The sequence below is a fragment of the Cystobacter fuscus genome, from assembly GCF_044360685.1.
In the GTDB taxonomy this organism is placed as follows: domain Bacteria; phylum Myxococcota; class Myxococcia; order Myxococcales; family Myxococcaceae; genus Cystobacter; species Cystobacter fuscus_C.
The window spans coordinates 6,880,230-6,896,642 of sequence record NZ_CP043491.1 but is presented as its reverse complement, the minus strand read 5'-3'; the positions used below and the strand labels follow the sequence as shown (position 1 = coordinate 6,896,642).

Here is a 16,413-nt window from a genome sequence, read left to right as displayed (position 1 = left end):
CCTCCCAATTGCGGAGGCCAGCACGTGCCTCCGGGTTGGCCCGACTTCTCTTCCGATGATGGAGAGGCGCTCCTCGCCCCCTTCCTGACGTGTGCCTCGCCTGCGGAGTTCCTCGCGTTGCAGGACAGGGTGGACATGCCCCGGTTGGTGGCGCGGCTGGATGATTGGGGCGCCGTGCGGCTCGGGTCACTGGGAACACCGCTTGTCCGAAGCCAGGTCCGAGCACTCGGGAGCCCCTGTGGCCAGGGGTGGTGCGGCGAAGAGCCCCGGGGAACGCCTCACCTCGAAGGACGCCCACGCGGCGGCGCGCCCGGGAAGTCTGGCCTCCCTGGTGGACGAACACGCGGGCCTCACCGCGGAGGTGGTGGGGGCCAAACTGGCGTGGGTGGAGTCCGAAGCTGTGGGCCCACGTCTGCCCAGGGACGTGGTGGTGCTGGAGAAGCAACGCCCCTCTCTCGAGTCGCCACCATTCGAAGCGCAGAGCAACCCGCGTTGGCCTGAGTATGTCGCCTATTACGAGAGGCGTCTTGGGGAGCTCAAGCAGGGCATGGCGGTCGAAGGGCCCCTGCGCTGGGCACCCTACGAGAAGATGTGGCATGGTTTCGCCCGAGGTCTGGCCTTCGAGCGTGCCATGTTGAAGCTGTTGTACGCTGACGCGGAGCTGCCCCGGGCACAGCGCCGCTTTCTCGCGGATTTCGACATACCTCGTATTGAGAGATACGTGGGTGTGAGAAAGCCGGGCCCCGGCTTGCGCTTCGTGGATGTGCTCGTCGTCGAGGAGAGCGAGTTCGCTGGGCGACCACCTCGCGTCGAGACGTTCAGCTTCAAGAGCCGGAATCTCGTGCTGCTGGAGGAAGAGGCTTTGACAGCACAGATGATCGCAGACGTGAGAGAGGCCCTGGGATATTACGGCGAGACATTAGACATCCGCCGACTATCCCTGAAGCATCTTCTCCCGGAAGGAAGCAGAGTGCTGGTTCCGAGGGTTCGCCTTATCTACGAGGACGGCGGACTCAAGCCCAAGCGCGTAGACGTGTTGAAGAGAGCAGTGAGAACAGCTCAGGAAAAGGCTCCGGGAGTGGAGGTGTTGTTCCAATGAAGGTGTTGAAGTTTCATGACTTGAGGCAGGAGGACCACCTTCGACTCACTTTCGACGGAGCCTTCGACCAACAAGCGGCCTTGGAACAGGAGTTGGAGCCCTTTCTGCAGGCACTCGAAGACCATGCCGACGGGTGGATGCCCGATGTCGTCAATGGCAAGCGGCAGCGGAAATATTCTCGTCCCTCCTGTTGGCGGTCCTTGGAGGAGCGGCGTGATGGGAACAGCACAGCCCTGGGGTTCTATCGCACCACATGGCCCGCTCTGGACATGATGCTCTGGCTCTGGCTGCCCCCGCGACCTCCCGAACTGCAGATCACGGTCAACGTGCAACCGCTCTCTTTGTTCACGGAGGAGAAGCGCTGTCGCCAAATCGTGGACATGGTGCGTGCATGGGCTTCTCGCTACCCGGTCTCCCATGCGGCTGCCCACAGTGGTGATGACAAGGAGCTGACTTATCTTCCCAGTCTTGGTCTGGACGATGAGGCGCGAAACAGAGACGGTTTCGACAAAATCTACGAGGTATTCTGGCTCAACGTCTTCGGTCCGAAGCTGGTGGCCACCGTCGGCCGCGAGCGCATGCTCTCCACTCCGGCTCACCTCGTGGAGGAACTGCCCAACGGCTCCGTCCTCCTGGTGACGAGGCCCACGGCCGCGGACTTCGCCAGCGATGAATCACGTGAGGCTCAGGCTCGTGCCCATGTCCACCTCCGCCCGGACCTCGACTACGACACCGTGCTGCGCACCCTCCGCGCGCGCAGTGCCAGGCTCACTCCCGTAACTCCCCAATTCCACCCGGATGTGGCGCCGCTCCTCTCACGTGTGGTGGAGCATGTCGTCAGCCACGAGCGCCAGCAGAGGATCTCCGAGCTCAACGCCTGGCTGCCGCCCGAGCCCGGGGAGTGGCGCTCCGCCGATTCCGCCCTGCCTCCGGATGTGGAGGATCCGGAGCGGACGCTCGAACACTACAGCTCCCTCGCCGAACTCCTGGTGGCATTGCTGCACACCGAAGTGGCCTCCGTCTTCGAGGCGACGCCCGAGTCGCTCACGGACGTCGACTTCTATTTCTGGCGCGAGGAGTTCCCGACCAGCCGTCTTCGGGAAGTCATCGAGGAGCGCGCGGTCCCCGCCATTGGTGCGTACCTGGGCCAGGTGCTGGTTCGCCACCTGGGCGGTCAGTGGATACCGCGCGGGAATCTCATGGAGGCTCAGGTGCTCGTGGGCAACCGGGTCTGGTTGCCCTTCGTGAGGGCCCACCACTACATGCGCTCGCGACAGGCGCTGTTGGACTGCTCCCTCACCCAGCTCTACCGCGTGGCCGAACGGCATCGCTCCTGAATAGGAGCGCGCGCTACGGCCGCTCGGACTTCAGCATCCAGCCGATCATCTTGTAGAGCAGTCGGGCGCCCACGTTGCCGTCCCACTCGCCGCCCTCGGGATCCGGGGCGACCTCGGTGAGGTCGAACCCGACGATGGTCCGCCCCGAGCGCACCACCCCGGAGATGAGCGCCACGGCCTCGGGGAAGGACAGTCCGCCCGGCACCGGCGTTCCCGTGTGCGGGCACAGCGTGGGATCCAGCCCGTCGATGTCGAAGGACAGGTACACGTGCTGGGGGAGCTGCTGGACGATCTCATCCACCTGGCGGTTCCACGGAATGCCATCGAAGCGCTTGCGCTGCAGCTCCGTGTCGAAGAAGGCCTTCACGCGGCCTCCCGAGGACTCGATGTAGCGGTGCTCGTCCTCGCTCATGTCGCGGATGGCCACCTGCACGAGGCTCTTCACCCCGGGAATGCGCTCGGCCACGTTGTGCATGATGGAGGCGTGCGACCAGGCGAAGCCCTCGTACGCGTCGCGCAGGTCCGCGTGCGCATCCAGGTGCAGCACGCCCAGGCCGGGGTACTTCTCCGCGTGCGCCCGGATGATGCCGTAGGAGATGGAGTGGTCCCCGCCCACGGCGCCCACCCGCTTGCCCTTGCCGAGCCACTCCTTCGCCGTCTGGTACACCGCCTCGTGAAGCTGCTCGCACAGGCCGTTGACCTCCTTGGAGGCGGCCATGAGCTCGGGCTGGGAGGCATCGATGCCGCCCGCCTCGATGATGGGCACGGCGCGCTCCTTGGCGCGGGTGTTCCAGGCGCGCCACTGCTCGGGCTCGGGCAGCAGGGCGATGCCCCGCTCGTAGGGACGGCCCGTGTCCACGTCGAAGAGGTCCACCTGCCGGCTGGCCTGCAGCACGGCCGAGGGACCGTCCGAGGTGCCTCCGCCATAGCTGGTGGTGGCCTCGAAGGGCACGGGGATGAGGACGACGTGGGCCTCCTCGGGCGTGTGGGGGAGGCCGAAGATGCCGGAGTCCTGGGGAGCGGCGGCGCTGGGATCGAAGGCGGCGGGCATGGTGGCGGCGGAGGATAAGGGCCCGGGCCGCCAGCGCAACGGTCCCGTGGGGGGTTCTTCGCCCGCCCAAGGGGCCGCCAGGCCCCGTGCGGCCTTGCATGCACGCCCGAAGCCCGGCATGGATGGTGGGATGAACGCCCGCCCGCCCGCGTCCACCATGCCGAGCCACCGACTCTCCGTCGCGCCGATGATGGATTGGACCGACCGGCATGACCGCTACTTCCTGCGCCTCATCTCCAAGCGCACGCGGCTGTACACCGAGATGGTCACCACGGGCGCCATCCTGTACGGCGACAAGCCCCGGCACCTGGACTTCTCCAAGGAAGAGCACCCGCTGGCGTTGCAGCTCGGCGGCAGCGACCCGGCCCAGCTCGCCGAGTGCGTGCGCATCGCCGAGCAGTGGGGCTATGACGAGGTGAACCTCAACGTCGGCTGCCCCTCGGATCGGGTGCAGAACGGCATGTTCGGCGCGTGCCTCATGGCGAAGCCGGACCTCGTGGCCCGCTGCGTCGAGGCCATGCGCGGCGCGACCCGTCTGCCCGTCACCGTCAAGCACCGCCTGGGCATCGATGACCTCGACTCGTACGATCTGTTGACCCGATTCGTACGCACGGTGAGCGGGGCGGGGTGCGACACCTTCATCGTGCACGCGCGCAAGGCCTTCCTCCAGGGTCTCAGCCCCAAGGAGAACCGGGAGATTCCCCCGCTGCGCTACGAGTGGGTGCGCCAGCTCAAGGCGGACTTCCCCCACCTGACCCTCTCCCTCAACGGGGGCGTGAAGTCCCTGGAGGAGGCCCGGGCACACCTGGAGTGGGCGGATGGGGTGATGATCGGCCGCGAGGCGTACCAGAACCCCTACATGCTCGCCCTGGCGGACTCGGTCATCTTCGGCGAGACGGCCCCCGCGCCCACGCGGCGCCAGGTGGTCGAGTCGCTCCAGCCCTATGTGGAGGAGTTGCTCGCGCGGGGCGAGTACCTGTCGCGCGTCACGCGCCACATCCTGGGGCTGTTCGCGGGACTGCCGGGTGCGCGGGGCTGGCGGCGGGTGCTGAGCGAGCGCGCCAACAAGCCCGGGGCGGGCCTGGAGGTGCTGCGGGATGCGCTCGCGCAGGTGCCGGCCCACGTCCTGGACGCGCCCGCCACGCCGTCCCCGTCAGGGGCTGTCCCCGGATCCCGGAGCGAAGGGGTCTCCGACGGCGTACAGGCGCAACCAGCCGCGCTCGCGCAGGAAGCGCTGGAGCCGTCCGCGCAGCGCCGCGTGTAGCTCGAGCGGCGACAGTTGCCAGACTTCTCCGAGGAGGGCCGCGTCCCGCGAGGCCCCCGCCGGAACGAGCCGCAGCACGAGGATCGCCTGCCGCGCGCAGGCCTGGGCCCCCACGGACCCTTCGTCGGAAGGAGGCGAGGCGATGGCCTGGACGCGCGCCGGGGCCGCGAGCCGGTTGAGCAGCGAGGCCGCGAGCTCGGCGACGCCCTCCTGGGGAGACAGGCAGATGATCGTCCAGGGTCCCGGTGGCGAGGCGCGGGCGGGCCGCTGGAGCCAGCGGAAGAGGCAGACCGCGAGCGCCGCGCCCAGCAATTGGGAGACGACGAGCGTCTCCACGTCCAGCGGGTGCACGGCGCTCGTCTGGCTGCTCGCCGCGCGCGCGAGGACGAGGGCGGGGTTGGCCAGGGAGCGCGAGTCGGTGAACCACACGGTGGCGGCCACGTAGGCGGCCACCGCGAAGGGCGTGGCCGAGGGGCGGTTGCGCGCGCACCCGCGCACCACGACGAGCAGCCCGAAGGTGGAGACGAGCTCCGTGAGGAAGTGCGCCGAGGTGGCGGCGGGCGCGAGGACGGTGAGGAGCAGGGGCTCGCCGCACATGAGGTGGGCGATCAACCGGCCCGCCAGTCCTCCCGAGAACTGGGCGAGCACGTAGAGGGGGACGTCCTTCCAGGGGGTGCCATCCTCCAGCGCGTCGGCGAAGGTGAGGGCGGGATTGAAGTGGGCGCCCGACAAGGGCCGCAGCACCAGCGAGAGGCACGCGAGCACCGCGCCCGCCGCCAGCGACATGAAGAGCCGGCCCTCCGTGGCGCTCACGCCCAGGTGCTCGGCGCCATGGTGGGCTCCCTCCAGCGCCACCACCAGCAGTCCACAGCCCAACGCCTCGACCACGAGGCGGCGGGGTCTGTTCACGTGTTCCTCGGTGGGGGTCGCGAGGGCCGGTTCCGCTGAGACCATTGGCATGGCTCTCCGCTCAAGGGGGGGTGGGGGACACCGACGGTATGTCACGCTCCAGGGGGGAGCAAAGAGACACGTGCGTGTCTGTTCACTCCCACCGCAGTACGAGCTTGCCCACCGTCTCGTTGCCCGCCATGCGGGTGATGGCCTCGCGCGCCTGCTTCATGGGGTAGATGGCGTCCACCACGGGGGTGAGCGCCTTCGAGTGGAAAAGGGGCAGGAGGCTGCGCTCGGCGGCCTGGACGAGGGCCATCTTCTCCTCGGGCTGCCGGCTGCGCAGCACCGTACCGGTGAGGTGCAGCCGGCGGGCGAGGATCACCTCCAGGTCCACTTCCGCCTGCCGGCCCGCCACGAGTCCCACCAGCAGCACCCGTCCCTGGAGGGCCATGGCGCGCAGCGTCTCCGGCAGGTAGTCCCCGCCCACGAGATCCAACGCCAGGTCCACGCCGCGCCCGCCCGTGGCCTCCTTCACGGCGTCCGCGAAGCGTGGGGGCTGGGTGTCACACAGCACCGTCTTCTCCACGCCCCACTCGGTGGCCCGCGCGAGCTTCTGCGCGTTGCGCCCCGTGCCGAGCGCCCGCGCTCCCATGGCGCGGCAGATCTGCGCCGCCGCCGAGCCCACGCCACTGGCCACCGCGTGGATGAGCACGGACTCGCCCATGCGCAGGCCGCCCTGGAGCACGAGCGCGTCAAAGGCGGTGAGGTACGCCTCGGGCAGCGCCGCGGCCTGGGTGAAGTCGAGCGGGGAGGGCACGTGCATGGCCTCGCGCTCGTGGGTGATGAGCTGCTCGGAGAAGGCCCCGCCGCCCACCAGCCCCATCACCCGGTCGCCCACCTGGAAGCGGCGCACCGCCGGGCCCACGGCCAGCACTTCGCCCGCGTACTCCAGGCCCGCCACGTCCGCGGGGACTCCCGGCGGCGCGGCGTACCTGCCGTGGATTTGAAGCAGATCGGCGCGGTTGAGCGCCGTGGCGTGCACGCGCACGAGCAATTCCGAGCCGAGGGGAGTGGGCGCGGGGCGCTCCTCGAACTCGAGCACCTCGGGGCCGCCAGGACGGGTGATGCGAAGGACCTGCATGGAAGGATTCTCCGGGAGAGCGCCTCTAGCCGAGCAGGCGGGTGACGAGGGTGAAGTACGTGAGCAGGGTGATGTTGTCGGAAATGGCGAGCACCAGCGGGGCCGAGGCCAGGTGCGGATCCACCCGGAAGCGCTGGAAGGCGAAGGGCAGGAGGGCGCCCAGCCCCGCGGCGAGCGAGGTGGAGAGGGTGATGGCGATGAAGAGCACGAAGGGGAAGGCGAGGTGGGGGGAGTAGAAGCTGCCCAGCAGCGCCACCACCCCGGCGGCCATCATCCCGGCGAGGCTCGTGCCGAGCACCTCGCGGCGCACCTGGGGCACGTCCACGCGCTGGTTGGCAATCATCGACGCGGACACGGCGGTGGTCTGCACGCCCAGGCTCTCGGAGAGCACGAGCACCATGGGGATGAAGGCGGCCACCACGACGAGCCGCTCCACCGTCTGCTCGAAGAGCCGCGACACGGTGGCCGCGAGGAAGCCGCCGCCGATGTTGACGAGCAGCCAGGGAAAGCGCCGCAGGGCCATGTGCACCGGGCGCGTCTGCGTCATCTCGTTCTCCGGCAGACCGACGAAGCGGAACACCTCGTCGCGCACGCGGCCCTCCACCTCGTCGAAGAGGGTGTCGGAGAAGGTGTCGACGAAGTTGCCCACCTCCACCACGCCGACGATGCGGCCCTCGGCATCCACCACCGGGAAGGCCAGGAAGCGGTAGGTGACGAAGAAGTCCTCCACCAGCGAGTCCGGCGCGTCCACCGGCAGCTTCACCACGCGGGTGAACATGAGCGAGGCGATGCGCTCGTCGGGCGCCGCGCGGATGAGCTTGCGGATGGGGACCACGCCCACCAGTCGGCCCGCGGGATCGCACGCGTAGCAGTAGAAGATCTCGTTGCTGCCGGGCGCCGCGCGCATCTTCTCCAGGGCCTGGGCGACGGTGTCCTCGACGCCCACCGAGACGAAGTCACGGGAGAGCCGGTCACCTTGCAGGAGGAAGTGCGCTTCACCGGGGGCGTCCACGCGCGGGACTCTAAACGCGCTGGCCGTGGGCCACATCAAGGCTTATGAGTACGCCGTGGCCATGAATGTTCGAGAGTGCTCCATCTGCCGGAAGCCGGTCGCTCCGCGTGCCGAGAACCCGGCGTTTCCGTTCTGCTCCAAGCGCTGCCGCATGGTGGACCTGGGGCGCTGGCTCGGCGAGGAGTACCGGGTCCCGGATCGTCAGGTGGACGAGCAGGAGGACGAGCTGCCGACGGATCAGCACCCGGACCGGACGCCCGGAGACGCCTGAGCGAGAGCCGTTGCCGGCGGGACCGTTGGGGTGCCCCACGGCCGGGGCCCTGGTCTCCTGGCAGGGGAATAGACAGGGAACCCCTGGAGTCCGGGCAAGGGGGGCGGTATACGGGCGGGCGTGAAACGTGCCGTGAAACTCATCGCCAGCCTGGTCGTGACCCTGCTCTTCTCCTGGTGGGCCTTTCGGGAGACGAACTGGGAGTCACAGATGTCCAGCCTGAAGTCGGCCAACTACGCGTGGGTGGTGCCGTACTTCGGCATCCTGTCGCTCATCCACGTGGCGCGCACCCTGCGCTGGGGCTGCCTGCTGTCGGGGATGGAGCGGGTGCCGTTCGGCAAGCTGAACGAGGCGTCCGGCATCGGCTTCATGATGCTGCTGGTGCTGCCGTTCCGGTTGGGTGAGTTCGCCCGGCCCCTGCTCATCGCTCAGCGTAGCTCCATCCGGCGCAGCGCGGCGATGACCTCGGTGGTGCTCGAGCGCATCACGGACGGCATGTTCGTGGCCGTGATGATGCGCCTGCTGCTCTTCTTCGTGCCGACGAACGTGCCTGGCATGCGCTACGTGAAGCTGGGTGCCAACCTGATGTTCGCGGGGTTCGGGGGTTTGCTCGTCTTCCTGCTGTTCGCGCTGTGGCACCAGGAGCGCGCGGTGCAACTGGTGCGCTCGACGGTGGGCCGGGTGCTTCCAGGCCTCGCGGACAAGGTGGCGGACGTGGTGGACACGTTCGTGGGCGCCATGCGGCAGTTGCCCGGGCCTCGCCAGATGGTGGGCTTCTTCCTCTACACGATCATCTTCTGGGCGCTTAACGGCGCGGGCATGGCCGTGCTGTCGCGCGCGTTCGGCGCCATGAACCTGACGCTGTTCCAGGCCTACGTGCTCAACTGCGTGCTGGTGGTGGGCATCATGATTCCCGCCGCGCCCGGCATGCTCGGCACCTTCCAGGCCGCCATGAAGGTGGGCCTGTCGCTGTTCTTCCCCGCCTCGGTGGTCAACAGCACCGGGCTGGCGTACGCGAACGTGCTGTGGCTGTGCCAGATGTTGCAGCAGGTGGGCTTCGGGCTCCTGCTGATGTCCATGGGCCACCAGTCCTTCAAGGACATCGCCGGCAAGCTGAACAAGGAGCAACAGGCCTCCTCGCTGCCCTCGGCCTGAGCTTGCGCTCAGGGCCGCGGGAAGACCCGGTCCCCCATGGCAAGACCTCTGGAACTTGGATTGGACACCTTCGGGGATGTCACCCTCGGCCCCAACGGCGAGCCGCTCTCGCAGGCCCAGGTCATCCGCGACGTCGTGGCGCAGGCCGTCCTCGCCGACGAGCTCGGCCTCGACTTCTTCGGCGTGGGCGAGCACCACCGCGCCGACTTCGCCGTCTCCGCGCCCGAGGTCGTGCTCGCGGGGATCGCCACGCGTACGAACCGCATCCACCTCGGCTCGGCCGTGACGGTGCTGAGCTCGGATGATCCCGTGCGCGTGTTCCAGCGCTTCTCCACGCTCGATGCCCTGGCCAAGGGGCGTGCGGAGGTGATCCTCGGGCGCGGCTCCTTCACCGAGTCCTTTCCGCTCTTCGGCTACGAGCTGCGCCAGTACGAGACGCTGTTCGAGGAGAAGCTCGACCTCTTCGCGGCGCTGCTCCGCGAGGAGGCCGTGACGTGGCGGGGCACGACGCGCGCCGCCCTCCAGGGGCAACGCGTGTTCCCGAAGATCGAGACCGGTTCGCTCAAGACCTGGATCGGCGTGGGGGGAAGTCCGGAGTCGGTGGTGCGCGCGGCCCAATATGATCTGCCCATGATGCTGGCCATCATCGGCGGCGACCCCGTGCGCTTCAGGCCCTATGTCGAGCTCTACCACCGCGCCTTCGGGCAGCTCGAGCGCCCCGTCCAGCCGATCGGCGTCCATTCACCTGGCTACGTGGCCAGAACGGACGCGGCGGCGCGCGAGGAGTTCTGGCCGCACTACAAGCGGATGCGCGACCGGATCGGCGCCGAGCGCGGCTGGCCTCCGATGAGCGCGGCGGAGTTCGAGCGGGAAGTCGAGCAGGGCTCGCTCTACCTCGGCTCTCCCGAGACAGTCGCGCGCAAGATCGCCGCGACGGCCAAGGCCCTCGGCCTGTCCCGCTTCGACCTGAAGTACAGCGCGGGCCCGCTGCCGCACGACAAGCTCATGCGCTGCATCGAGCTCTATGGCCGCGAGGTCGTTCCCCTCGTGCGGGACATGCTCGGCTGAGAGCCTCGCGGGCCTCCCTTCGCACTCACCACGGTGAGCCTCACGTCGCCGCGATCCACCGAGCCCTCCTCGAGCAGTGGGCTCCGCGAACCCGACAGGTGCTTGTCGAAGAAGGCGACCAGGTACTCCCTCATCAACTCGAGGCCACGGGCGGCCTCGAGCGTTCCAACCTCCAGCGCGTCTTTCGGATCGACGCCAAAGCTCCGCATGAGCTCGAGCCCGAAGGGAAGGTCGCTGAAGCTGGCATGTCCGGCCGTGGGGAACGTCAGCTCGTAGCCGACCGCGCGAAGCGCGCGGAGGAACTCCTGGTGCGTTCCGTCCTTCTGCCCCGAATGCATGAGCAGGAAGGGCTCGTCGCAGCCGCGCGAGTAGTCCTTGCCCTGAAACGTGCCATCCAGATTCGCGCCGGCCTTCACCCGGTCGTCGCTCACGCAGGAGTTTCCCGCGGTGGCTCCACCGAAGGAGTGCCCGAGCATCCCGATCCGGTCGAGGTCCAGCCTTTCGGTGAATCTCCCCCGCGGCTCCGCGCCATCCATCCGCTCCAGCTGGTCGAGCACGAATCGCGCATCCGCCAACCAGACCTCGGCCACGGGGTTCGCGTTGAACAGCCCGAGTTCGACGGTCTGCCGGGCCACGCCGCCGTCGGGGAAGACCACCGGGCCGCTGGCATGTGTGTGTGAGATGGCCGCGACCACATACCCATGGCTCGCGAGCTCTTCGGCGAAGCCGGAGTACAACGCGGGCGCCATGCCGTATCCGGGGGACAGCACGAGAACGGGGAACCGCTCGGTCGAGCCCGCCAGCGGAGCCTCGAGCACGGCGTGGCCGTAGAAGAAATCGAAGAACCGTGAGGGGAGCTTCCGTGACGTCGCCGCCAACGCCCCCTCGTAGGTGTCGAGGAAGTACGAGCCCGGCTGTACGTGCGGCCGAGGGACCGAGGGGTACCAGAACCGGACCATCAGCTCGCGGTTCTCATGGACGGCCCCACTGAAGGTCTCCCGGCGTGCCGCGTCCTTCCAATGGTAGACGGTCGTGCCCACCGCGTGAGTCCCTCCTGGCATGGGCAGCCTCACGTGGGCGCGACCAGCCGCCACGATACGATCACAGCCGGTGAGCCTCTCTCCCGAGGTGGTGCTGATCCTGAATGTCAGGCGAGCCGCGTCGAGGTGCAGCACGCCCGCGTCCACCAGGGCGGGAATCGAGAAGCGAAGTACCCGGTCTGGGTGGCCATCCGCGTTCACGTCCCGTTGCTCCAGCATCTCGAGCGCGCCTGCCGTCCTGGAACCGTCTGGACTCTCCAGGGTCGCGGTGCGCGGGTCGACCTCGCCCGCGGCCAGACCCTCGGTGGACAGGACCGCTACCTCCAGGTTCGCGTTGGCCTGGAGATCGACTTCATTCGGGAACTGCCCAGGCAGGAGATCCACTCCCACCGTTGCCACACATCGATCGTCTGGCGGCGGCTCCACCTCACCGGAGCCGCCACAGCCGCTGAGCCAGCCAATGCCCATCCACAGGAGAACCGCGCCCTCCATCTTTCGCATACACGCACTCCCTCAGTCGAAGCTCAGCCCAAACGTATGTAGTGGTTTCAACCCGTCATCGAACCGGTGAGCGAACTGGTAGTAGAGGCTGAGCGGGAGGTATCCGCCCACGTTGAGGCGGAAGAACGCGGCCCCCCCGGCAACGCGGTGCCAGTGTCTTCCGGTATTGTCGGCCGCGAGGGCGGCCTGGGCGAAGCCTTCCAGATCCAGCTCACGCACGTGCACCGACGGAAGGAGGTACGCCAGCGAGGACCACCCCCGATCGATGATCAGCGGCACCCTGTAGCGCACCCCACCGACCGCCGCGTGGTTGACGAACAGGGAGAAGTCTTCGTAGCCGCGAAGCGGCTCCTGGAAGGTCGCGCCCGGTGGCAGGAAGGTGTCCCGCGGCTCCCGAGGTGGGGCGGCTCCGATGTTGTACAGGCTCATTCCCTGGGAGAACCCTCCGAGCTGGAGCAACTCCTGGCTCGAGCCCGGCATGGCACGTGCCGTCACCTTGAGCTCCAGCTCGTCGCGCCGCAGGACGGGAAGCGGCAGGAAGACAGTCATTGCCCCGCGCAGATCGAACAAGCCCTCCGTGCTCACCTGGGAGGGGAACGCCGCACCGGACAGGGAGAGGACGAGCCCGCGGCGATTCACATACGCGGTGGAATCCACCACCGAATAGCCCGCGGAGAGCCGGGGTCCGGCCAGACGCACGTGCCGGGAGGAGGAATGCTCCGTCGCGCCGAGCGTCCGATCGAGCAACTCCCCCGCGAACCGCAGGTCGATGGAGTTCCACCAGGACCTCGAAGCGGAGATGCTCGCCGTCCAGTCGAGCAGGGCACCGTCGGTGCTCCGGCTTCCGCTCACGTCCAGGTACCACGGCGCGAGCTGGTAGTTGCCATAACTCAGCGACAGGTTCGTCCGCATGTTCTCCGAGTCGAAGGAGAACCAGGCGAGGTAGTTGTGGAACCCGAGCCGGTCAGCCCCCTGAAGCCGAGCCATGCCCACGAGGCGATTCCACCGCACGGACCCGTTCGGCGCCTGCGTGTTCCACAGGCCGAGGAGGGGCAGGTGCATCGTCGGACGCAACAGCCCGTCCAGCGGCGCGTACGGCTCGTCGGAGAGGACCTCCACCTCGGGGGGCGTGTCGTTCGGTAGGGCGCCACTCGCGCCGAGCACCTTGGACAGCTCGAGGCTCCCCGGGTCCGAGGCCGCCGGGGGCGGAGCCGAGGACGTGGGGGAGGGAAGGGCGAGCTCGTCCAGCGACCAGCTCAGGCCCTCCCGGTTCAGGAGGAGCACGCGCGACCCGTCCAGCGGCGAGGGATCCATCGCGATCCACGGCACGTCGCTGAGCCGCTGGACGTGTCGGTCCTCGAGATCGAGCAGATGCACCTGGGCGAGCTTCTCGTGCTCGCGCAGGAACACCAGCCGACGCCCATCCATCCAGCGCGACCCGAGGTTGAAGCGGCCATCGAAGGTGAGTTGCTCGATCGCGCCGTCCGGTCCGCGGACGAAGAGATCGAAGCCACGCCCCGTCCAGCGGGAGAAGGAGATGCGGTCCCCCGTGGGCGAACAGGCTGGCGCCGCGAGCGACTCCGTCCCGGTGAAGTTTGTCAAGGACGTGCGCGTCCCGGTCTCGAGCTCCAGCTTCACGAGGTTGGCGGTGTCTCCCTTCACCTCGACGTAGACGTACGACGAGCCATCCGGGTGGATCGCGCCACCGACGCCCTCGATCCCATCCCAGAGCCGCACCACCTCTCCGGTCCGCGCGTCCACCTTCCAGAGCCGGGCGATGAAGTCCCCCAGTTCGGAGTAGTCGGCGCTGACGAAGAACAGCCAGCGGCCATCGGCGGTGAAGCTCATGCCGCTCGTCGCCGTGGGCCCGGCGGCGACCCAGCGGCGCCCCGGAAGGAGGGGCTTCAGGGTCCGCTCGAAGCGGATGGCACCCGACCGCTCCTGGATGCGCAGCGTGGCCGTCGCGTCCAGGCCGGAGCGGATGAGCGCCACCGCGCCATCCGCGGGCGACACGGCGAGCCGGGCTTCACTTCCGAGCGAGGCCTCCAGCACGCGCTGCTCCGCGGGGCGCGTGCGCGGATGGAAGGTCCCGGCGAGCTCCTGGTTGTACTCCTCGAGCAGCCCGTCGATGGTCTTGCCGTACACCTTCGAGAACCGCAGCGTCACCCCGAGCAGGGAGATGATGGAGTGGCCCTGGAGATCTATCAGCTCCCAGAGCTTCTCCTCGCCGTACTTCCGGGCGAGGAAGTCAATGAAGTAGCTCCCGGCGAGGTAGGGCCCATTGGGGACGTCGCGGGCCCCGAGCAGGTCTCCAGCGCCGATGCGGCCTCCTCGCTGCTGCAGGAAGGAGTGGTACCACCCGCGCCACATCGGGCTGTTCAGGCGCCCCTGGCCCTCCGCGAAGGTGGCTTCGTACCAGGTGGCCAGTCCCTCGCTGAACCAGGCGTCCAGCACGGCATTGGGCGACCAGACGTTGCCGGTGACCAGGTCGATCGCGCTCCACGGTCCGTCGGTCTGCTGCAGGTGCACGTAGTGCACCGCCTCGTGGCAGGCGATGGCCTCCATGTGCGTCAAGGGCACGCCGAGCAGCATGATCTGCTCCGCGTTCACGGAGGTGCCCAGCACCATGTGCTCGGACAACCCGAACGCGGCCGGCTGCACGTTCGCGTTGTTGAGCACGGCGGGGGTCAGATAGATCACCGGTCTGGCTCTCCTGGAGCGGCTCCGGGCATGCGCCCGCAGGGGCTTCAGGCACCGCTCCAGCTTCGCCACGAGCCGGTAGGCGTTCTGCTTCTGGCTCGCCACGTAGTACACGTCGAGCTCCGGGGTCTCCAGCTTGCGGACGTCCTGGTGTGCGAAGCGGGTCGTCACGTGCTGCTGGAATCTGGGCCCGGAGCAGCCGAGTGCGCCGAGCAGCAGGAGACTGGAGACGAGCAATCGGTTCATGTGGATCTGTCCTCTGTCGGCCCGCGGCGCACCCTGCCAGCACCGGCGAGGCCGCACATCGGGCTCGGGCCGGGGCCGCCGCTCCGTCTGGAGGCGGAGTGCCGCACCGGCCTGGAGACGGTGGGAGGCCCGGCGCTCGCGTGGCAAGCTCCCGCCGTGATGCGTTCCGTTCGTCCATGGCACCGCCTCCAATGGAGGCTGACGCTCGCCTATGCGGGGGCGACGCTCGCGGCCACGGTGTTGCTCTTCTTCGCGCTGCTCATGGCGCTGGGCTACCTCCTGCTCCGCACCGAGTTCCCCGTCATCGCGATGGCGGAGGAAGCGCTGGCGTTCGCGCCGCGGCTGGCACCCGCGCTGGTGTCGCGCCCTCCCGATGTGGCGGTCCTGCAGGAGCAGCTCTCGCGTGAGTTCGCCCGGGTCCGTTCCACCGGGCTTCCCAAGGGTCCCATCGAGGTGAAGCTGGAAGTAGCGGGTCCTCGCCAGGGGGTCGCGCGCGTGTTCGACTCCTCCGGTGGCGAGGTGCTGACGCTCTCGGTCGAACCGGAGGGTCTGGTCCGGGTCGCCGAGTCGGCGCGCACCGACGAGGAGACGGTCCTGCTCGAGCGGGCCTTGAGCGGAGCGAGCGAGCCCGAGCACCTGGCTTCACGCGGTGAGGACGGCGGCAGCTTCTTCGCCGCACCCATCCGCGGCCAGGACGGCCGGGTGCTCGGGGCCGTGGTGGTGCGGCTCGATGCTCCCTTCGCGATGAGCGACTTCGCCGCGTCCGTGGTGCGGGTGATCACCTCCAGCGGGGTGGTGCTCGCGCTGCTCAGCGGGCTGGCCAGCTTGCTCTTCGGCGCGTTCGTCACGCGCCGGCTCGTCCGCCGTCTCCAGCCGATGATCGACGCGACCGGCGCCTGGGCTCGAGGGGACTTCGAGGCGGTGGCCAGGGTTCCGGGAGCGGACGAGCTCGCGGCGCTGGCCGAGCATCTCAACCAGATGGCCGGTGAGTTGAGGACCCTGGTGGCGCTGCGCCAGGAGCTCGCCGCGAGCGAAGAGCGCAACCGCCTCGCGCGCGACCTCCACGACACGGTGAAACAGCGGCTGTTCGCCACCGCGATGCAACTCGGCGCCGCCCGGACGCTGCTGCCGCGCAATCCGGAGAAGGTGGAGGCCCACCTGGTGCAGGCCGGCGAGCTGGTGGGCGAGTCGCAGCGCGACTTGATGGCCATCCTGCGGCAGCTCCGGCCCTCTGCTCAACGGGAGTCCTGGACGGTGCAGCTCTCCCGCGAGGTGGAGACCTGGTCCAGGCGCACCGGCATCAGCGCCGAGACGCACCTGTCCGAAGACGCCTTGCCCGCGCACGTCGCCGAGGCCCTCACCCGCATCGTTCAGGAAGGCCTGGCCAACATCGCGCGTCACAGTGGGGCATCCCGTGCGCGGGTGTCGCTCGAGCGCGCGGGTCCGTCGCGGTATACCCTCGAGATCGAGGACGATGGCCGGGGGCTGCCAGCCACCCGCTCGGGCGGCATGGGCCTGGACATCATGCGTGAGCGGGCCGAGGCACTTCCGGGGGGAGGTTTCTCCATCGGCTCCGAGGAGCGTAAGGGCGTTCGGCTCCAGGTGATCTTCAACGCCCAGGCAGACGGGAGCTGAAC

13 protein-coding genes are annotated in these 16,413 nt (G+C 68.7%); 7 read left to right on the top strand and 6 right to left on the bottom strand.

Translation table 11 applies throughout. The features are described 5' to 3' along the window. The first annotated feature begins 202 nt into the window (after nucleotides 1–202). Nucleotides 203–1,099 (top strand): hypothetical protein, encoded by an 897-nt coding sequence (locus tag F0U63_RS28235; RefSeq protein ID WP_395834331.1) that lies wholly within the window; start codon nucleotides 203–205, stop codon nucleotides 1,097–1,099. Further along, nucleotides 1,096–2,436, top strand: a complete 1,341-nt coding sequence (locus tag F0U63_RS28230) for a hypothetical protein (RefSeq protein WP_395834329.1) — start codon at nucleotides 1,096–1,098, stop codon at nucleotides 2,434–2,436. The genes F0U63_RS28235 and F0U63_RS28230 overlap by 4 nt, the downstream gene beginning before the upstream one ends. A gap of 13 nt (nucleotides 2,437–2,449) precedes the next feature. Here F0U63_RS28230 and F0U63_RS28225 read toward each other — a convergent pair whose 3' ends face one another. Beyond that, entirely contained in the window at nucleotides 2,450–3,487 is a 1,038-nt protein-coding gene (locus F0U63_RS28225; RefSeq protein ID WP_395834326.1) for an agmatinase family protein, read from the bottom strand. Nucleotides 3,488–3,617: 130 nt separating this feature from the next. On the opposite strand from F0U63_RS28225, the gene dusA reads away from it, so the two are divergent. Further along, a complete protein-coding gene (gene dusA, locus F0U63_RS28220) occupies nucleotides 3,618–4,751 on the top strand; it encodes a tRNA dihydrouridine(20/20a) synthase DusA (protein WP_395834324.1) in 1,134 nt (377 codons plus the stop codon). On the opposite strand, the gene F0U63_RS28215 is transcribed toward dusA, so the two are convergent. The 3 genes from F0U63_RS28215 to F0U63_RS28205 all read right to left on the bottom strand — a co-directional run bounded on the left by F0U63_RS28215 (nucleotide 4,641) and on the right by F0U63_RS28205 (nucleotide 7,795). Next, the gene (locus F0U63_RS28215) at nucleotides 4,641–5,660 is read right to left on the bottom strand and encodes an aquaporin (RefSeq protein WP_395834322.1); all 1,020 of its coding nucleotides are present in this window, start codon (nucleotides 5,658–5,660) and stop codon (nucleotides 4,641–4,643) included. The genes dusA and F0U63_RS28215 overlap by 111 nt on opposite strands. Nucleotides 5,661–5,793: 133 nt before the next feature. After that, the gene (locus F0U63_RS28210) at nucleotides 5,794–6,783 is read right to left on the bottom strand and encodes an NAD(P)H-quinone oxidoreductase (RefSeq protein ID WP_395834320.1); all 990 of its coding nucleotides are present in this window, start codon (nucleotides 6,781–6,783) and stop codon (nucleotides 5,794–5,796) included. Between the two features lie 25 nt (nucleotides 6,784–6,808). Next, entirely contained in the window at nucleotides 6,809–7,795 is a 987-nt protein-coding gene (locus tag F0U63_RS28205; protein WP_395834318.1) for a magnesium transporter, read from the bottom strand. Between the two features lie 61 nt (nucleotides 7,796–7,856). Between F0U63_RS28205 and F0U63_RS28200 the strand changes: the two genes are divergently transcribed. From F0U63_RS28200 to F0U63_RS28190, 3 genes are all read left to right on the top strand, one after another. Further along, a complete protein-coding gene (locus F0U63_RS28200) occupies nucleotides 7,857–8,066 on the top strand; it encodes a DNA gyrase inhibitor YacG (RefSeq protein ID WP_095992299.1) in 210 nt (69 codons plus the stop codon). Between the two features lie 120 nt (nucleotides 8,067–8,186). Continuing rightward, nucleotides 8,187–9,221 (top strand): lysylphosphatidylglycerol synthase transmembrane domain-containing protein, encoded by a 1,035-nt coding sequence (locus tag F0U63_RS28195; protein ID WP_395834315.1) that lies wholly within the window; start codon nucleotides 8,187–8,189, stop codon nucleotides 9,219–9,221. 36 nt (nucleotides 9,222–9,257) lie between these two features. After that, on the top strand, nucleotides 9,258–10,289 hold the full coding sequence (locus F0U63_RS28190) for an LLM class flavin-dependent oxidoreductase (protein WP_395834313.1): 1,032 nt from the start codon (nucleotides 9,258–9,260) through the stop codon (nucleotides 10,287–10,289). Here F0U63_RS28190 and F0U63_RS28185 read toward each other — a convergent pair. Beyond that, nucleotides 10,244–11,830 (bottom strand): alpha/beta hydrolase family protein, encoded by a 1,587-nt coding sequence (locus F0U63_RS28185; protein ID WP_395834311.1) that lies wholly within the window; start codon nucleotides 11,828–11,830, stop codon nucleotides 10,244–10,246. The genes F0U63_RS28190 and F0U63_RS28185 overlap by 46 nt on opposite strands. Before the next feature lie 12 nt (nucleotides 11,831–11,842). Continuing rightward, nucleotides 11,843–14,776 carry a TolB family protein gene (locus F0U63_RS28180; RefSeq protein WP_395834309.1) on the bottom strand — a complete coding sequence of 978 codons (2,934 nt, stop codon included), beginning with the start codon at nucleotides 14,774–14,776 and terminating at the stop codon, nucleotides 11,843–11,845. Here F0U63_RS28180 and F0U63_RS28175 point away from each other — a divergent pair, their 5' ends adjacent. Beyond that, nucleotides 14,777–16,411 carry a histidine kinase gene (locus tag F0U63_RS28175; protein ID WP_395834307.1) on the top strand — a complete coding sequence of 545 codons (1,635 nt, stop codon included), beginning with the start codon at nucleotides 14,777–14,779 and terminating at the stop codon, nucleotides 16,409–16,411. Nucleotides 16,412–16,413: the final 2 nt, after the last annotated feature.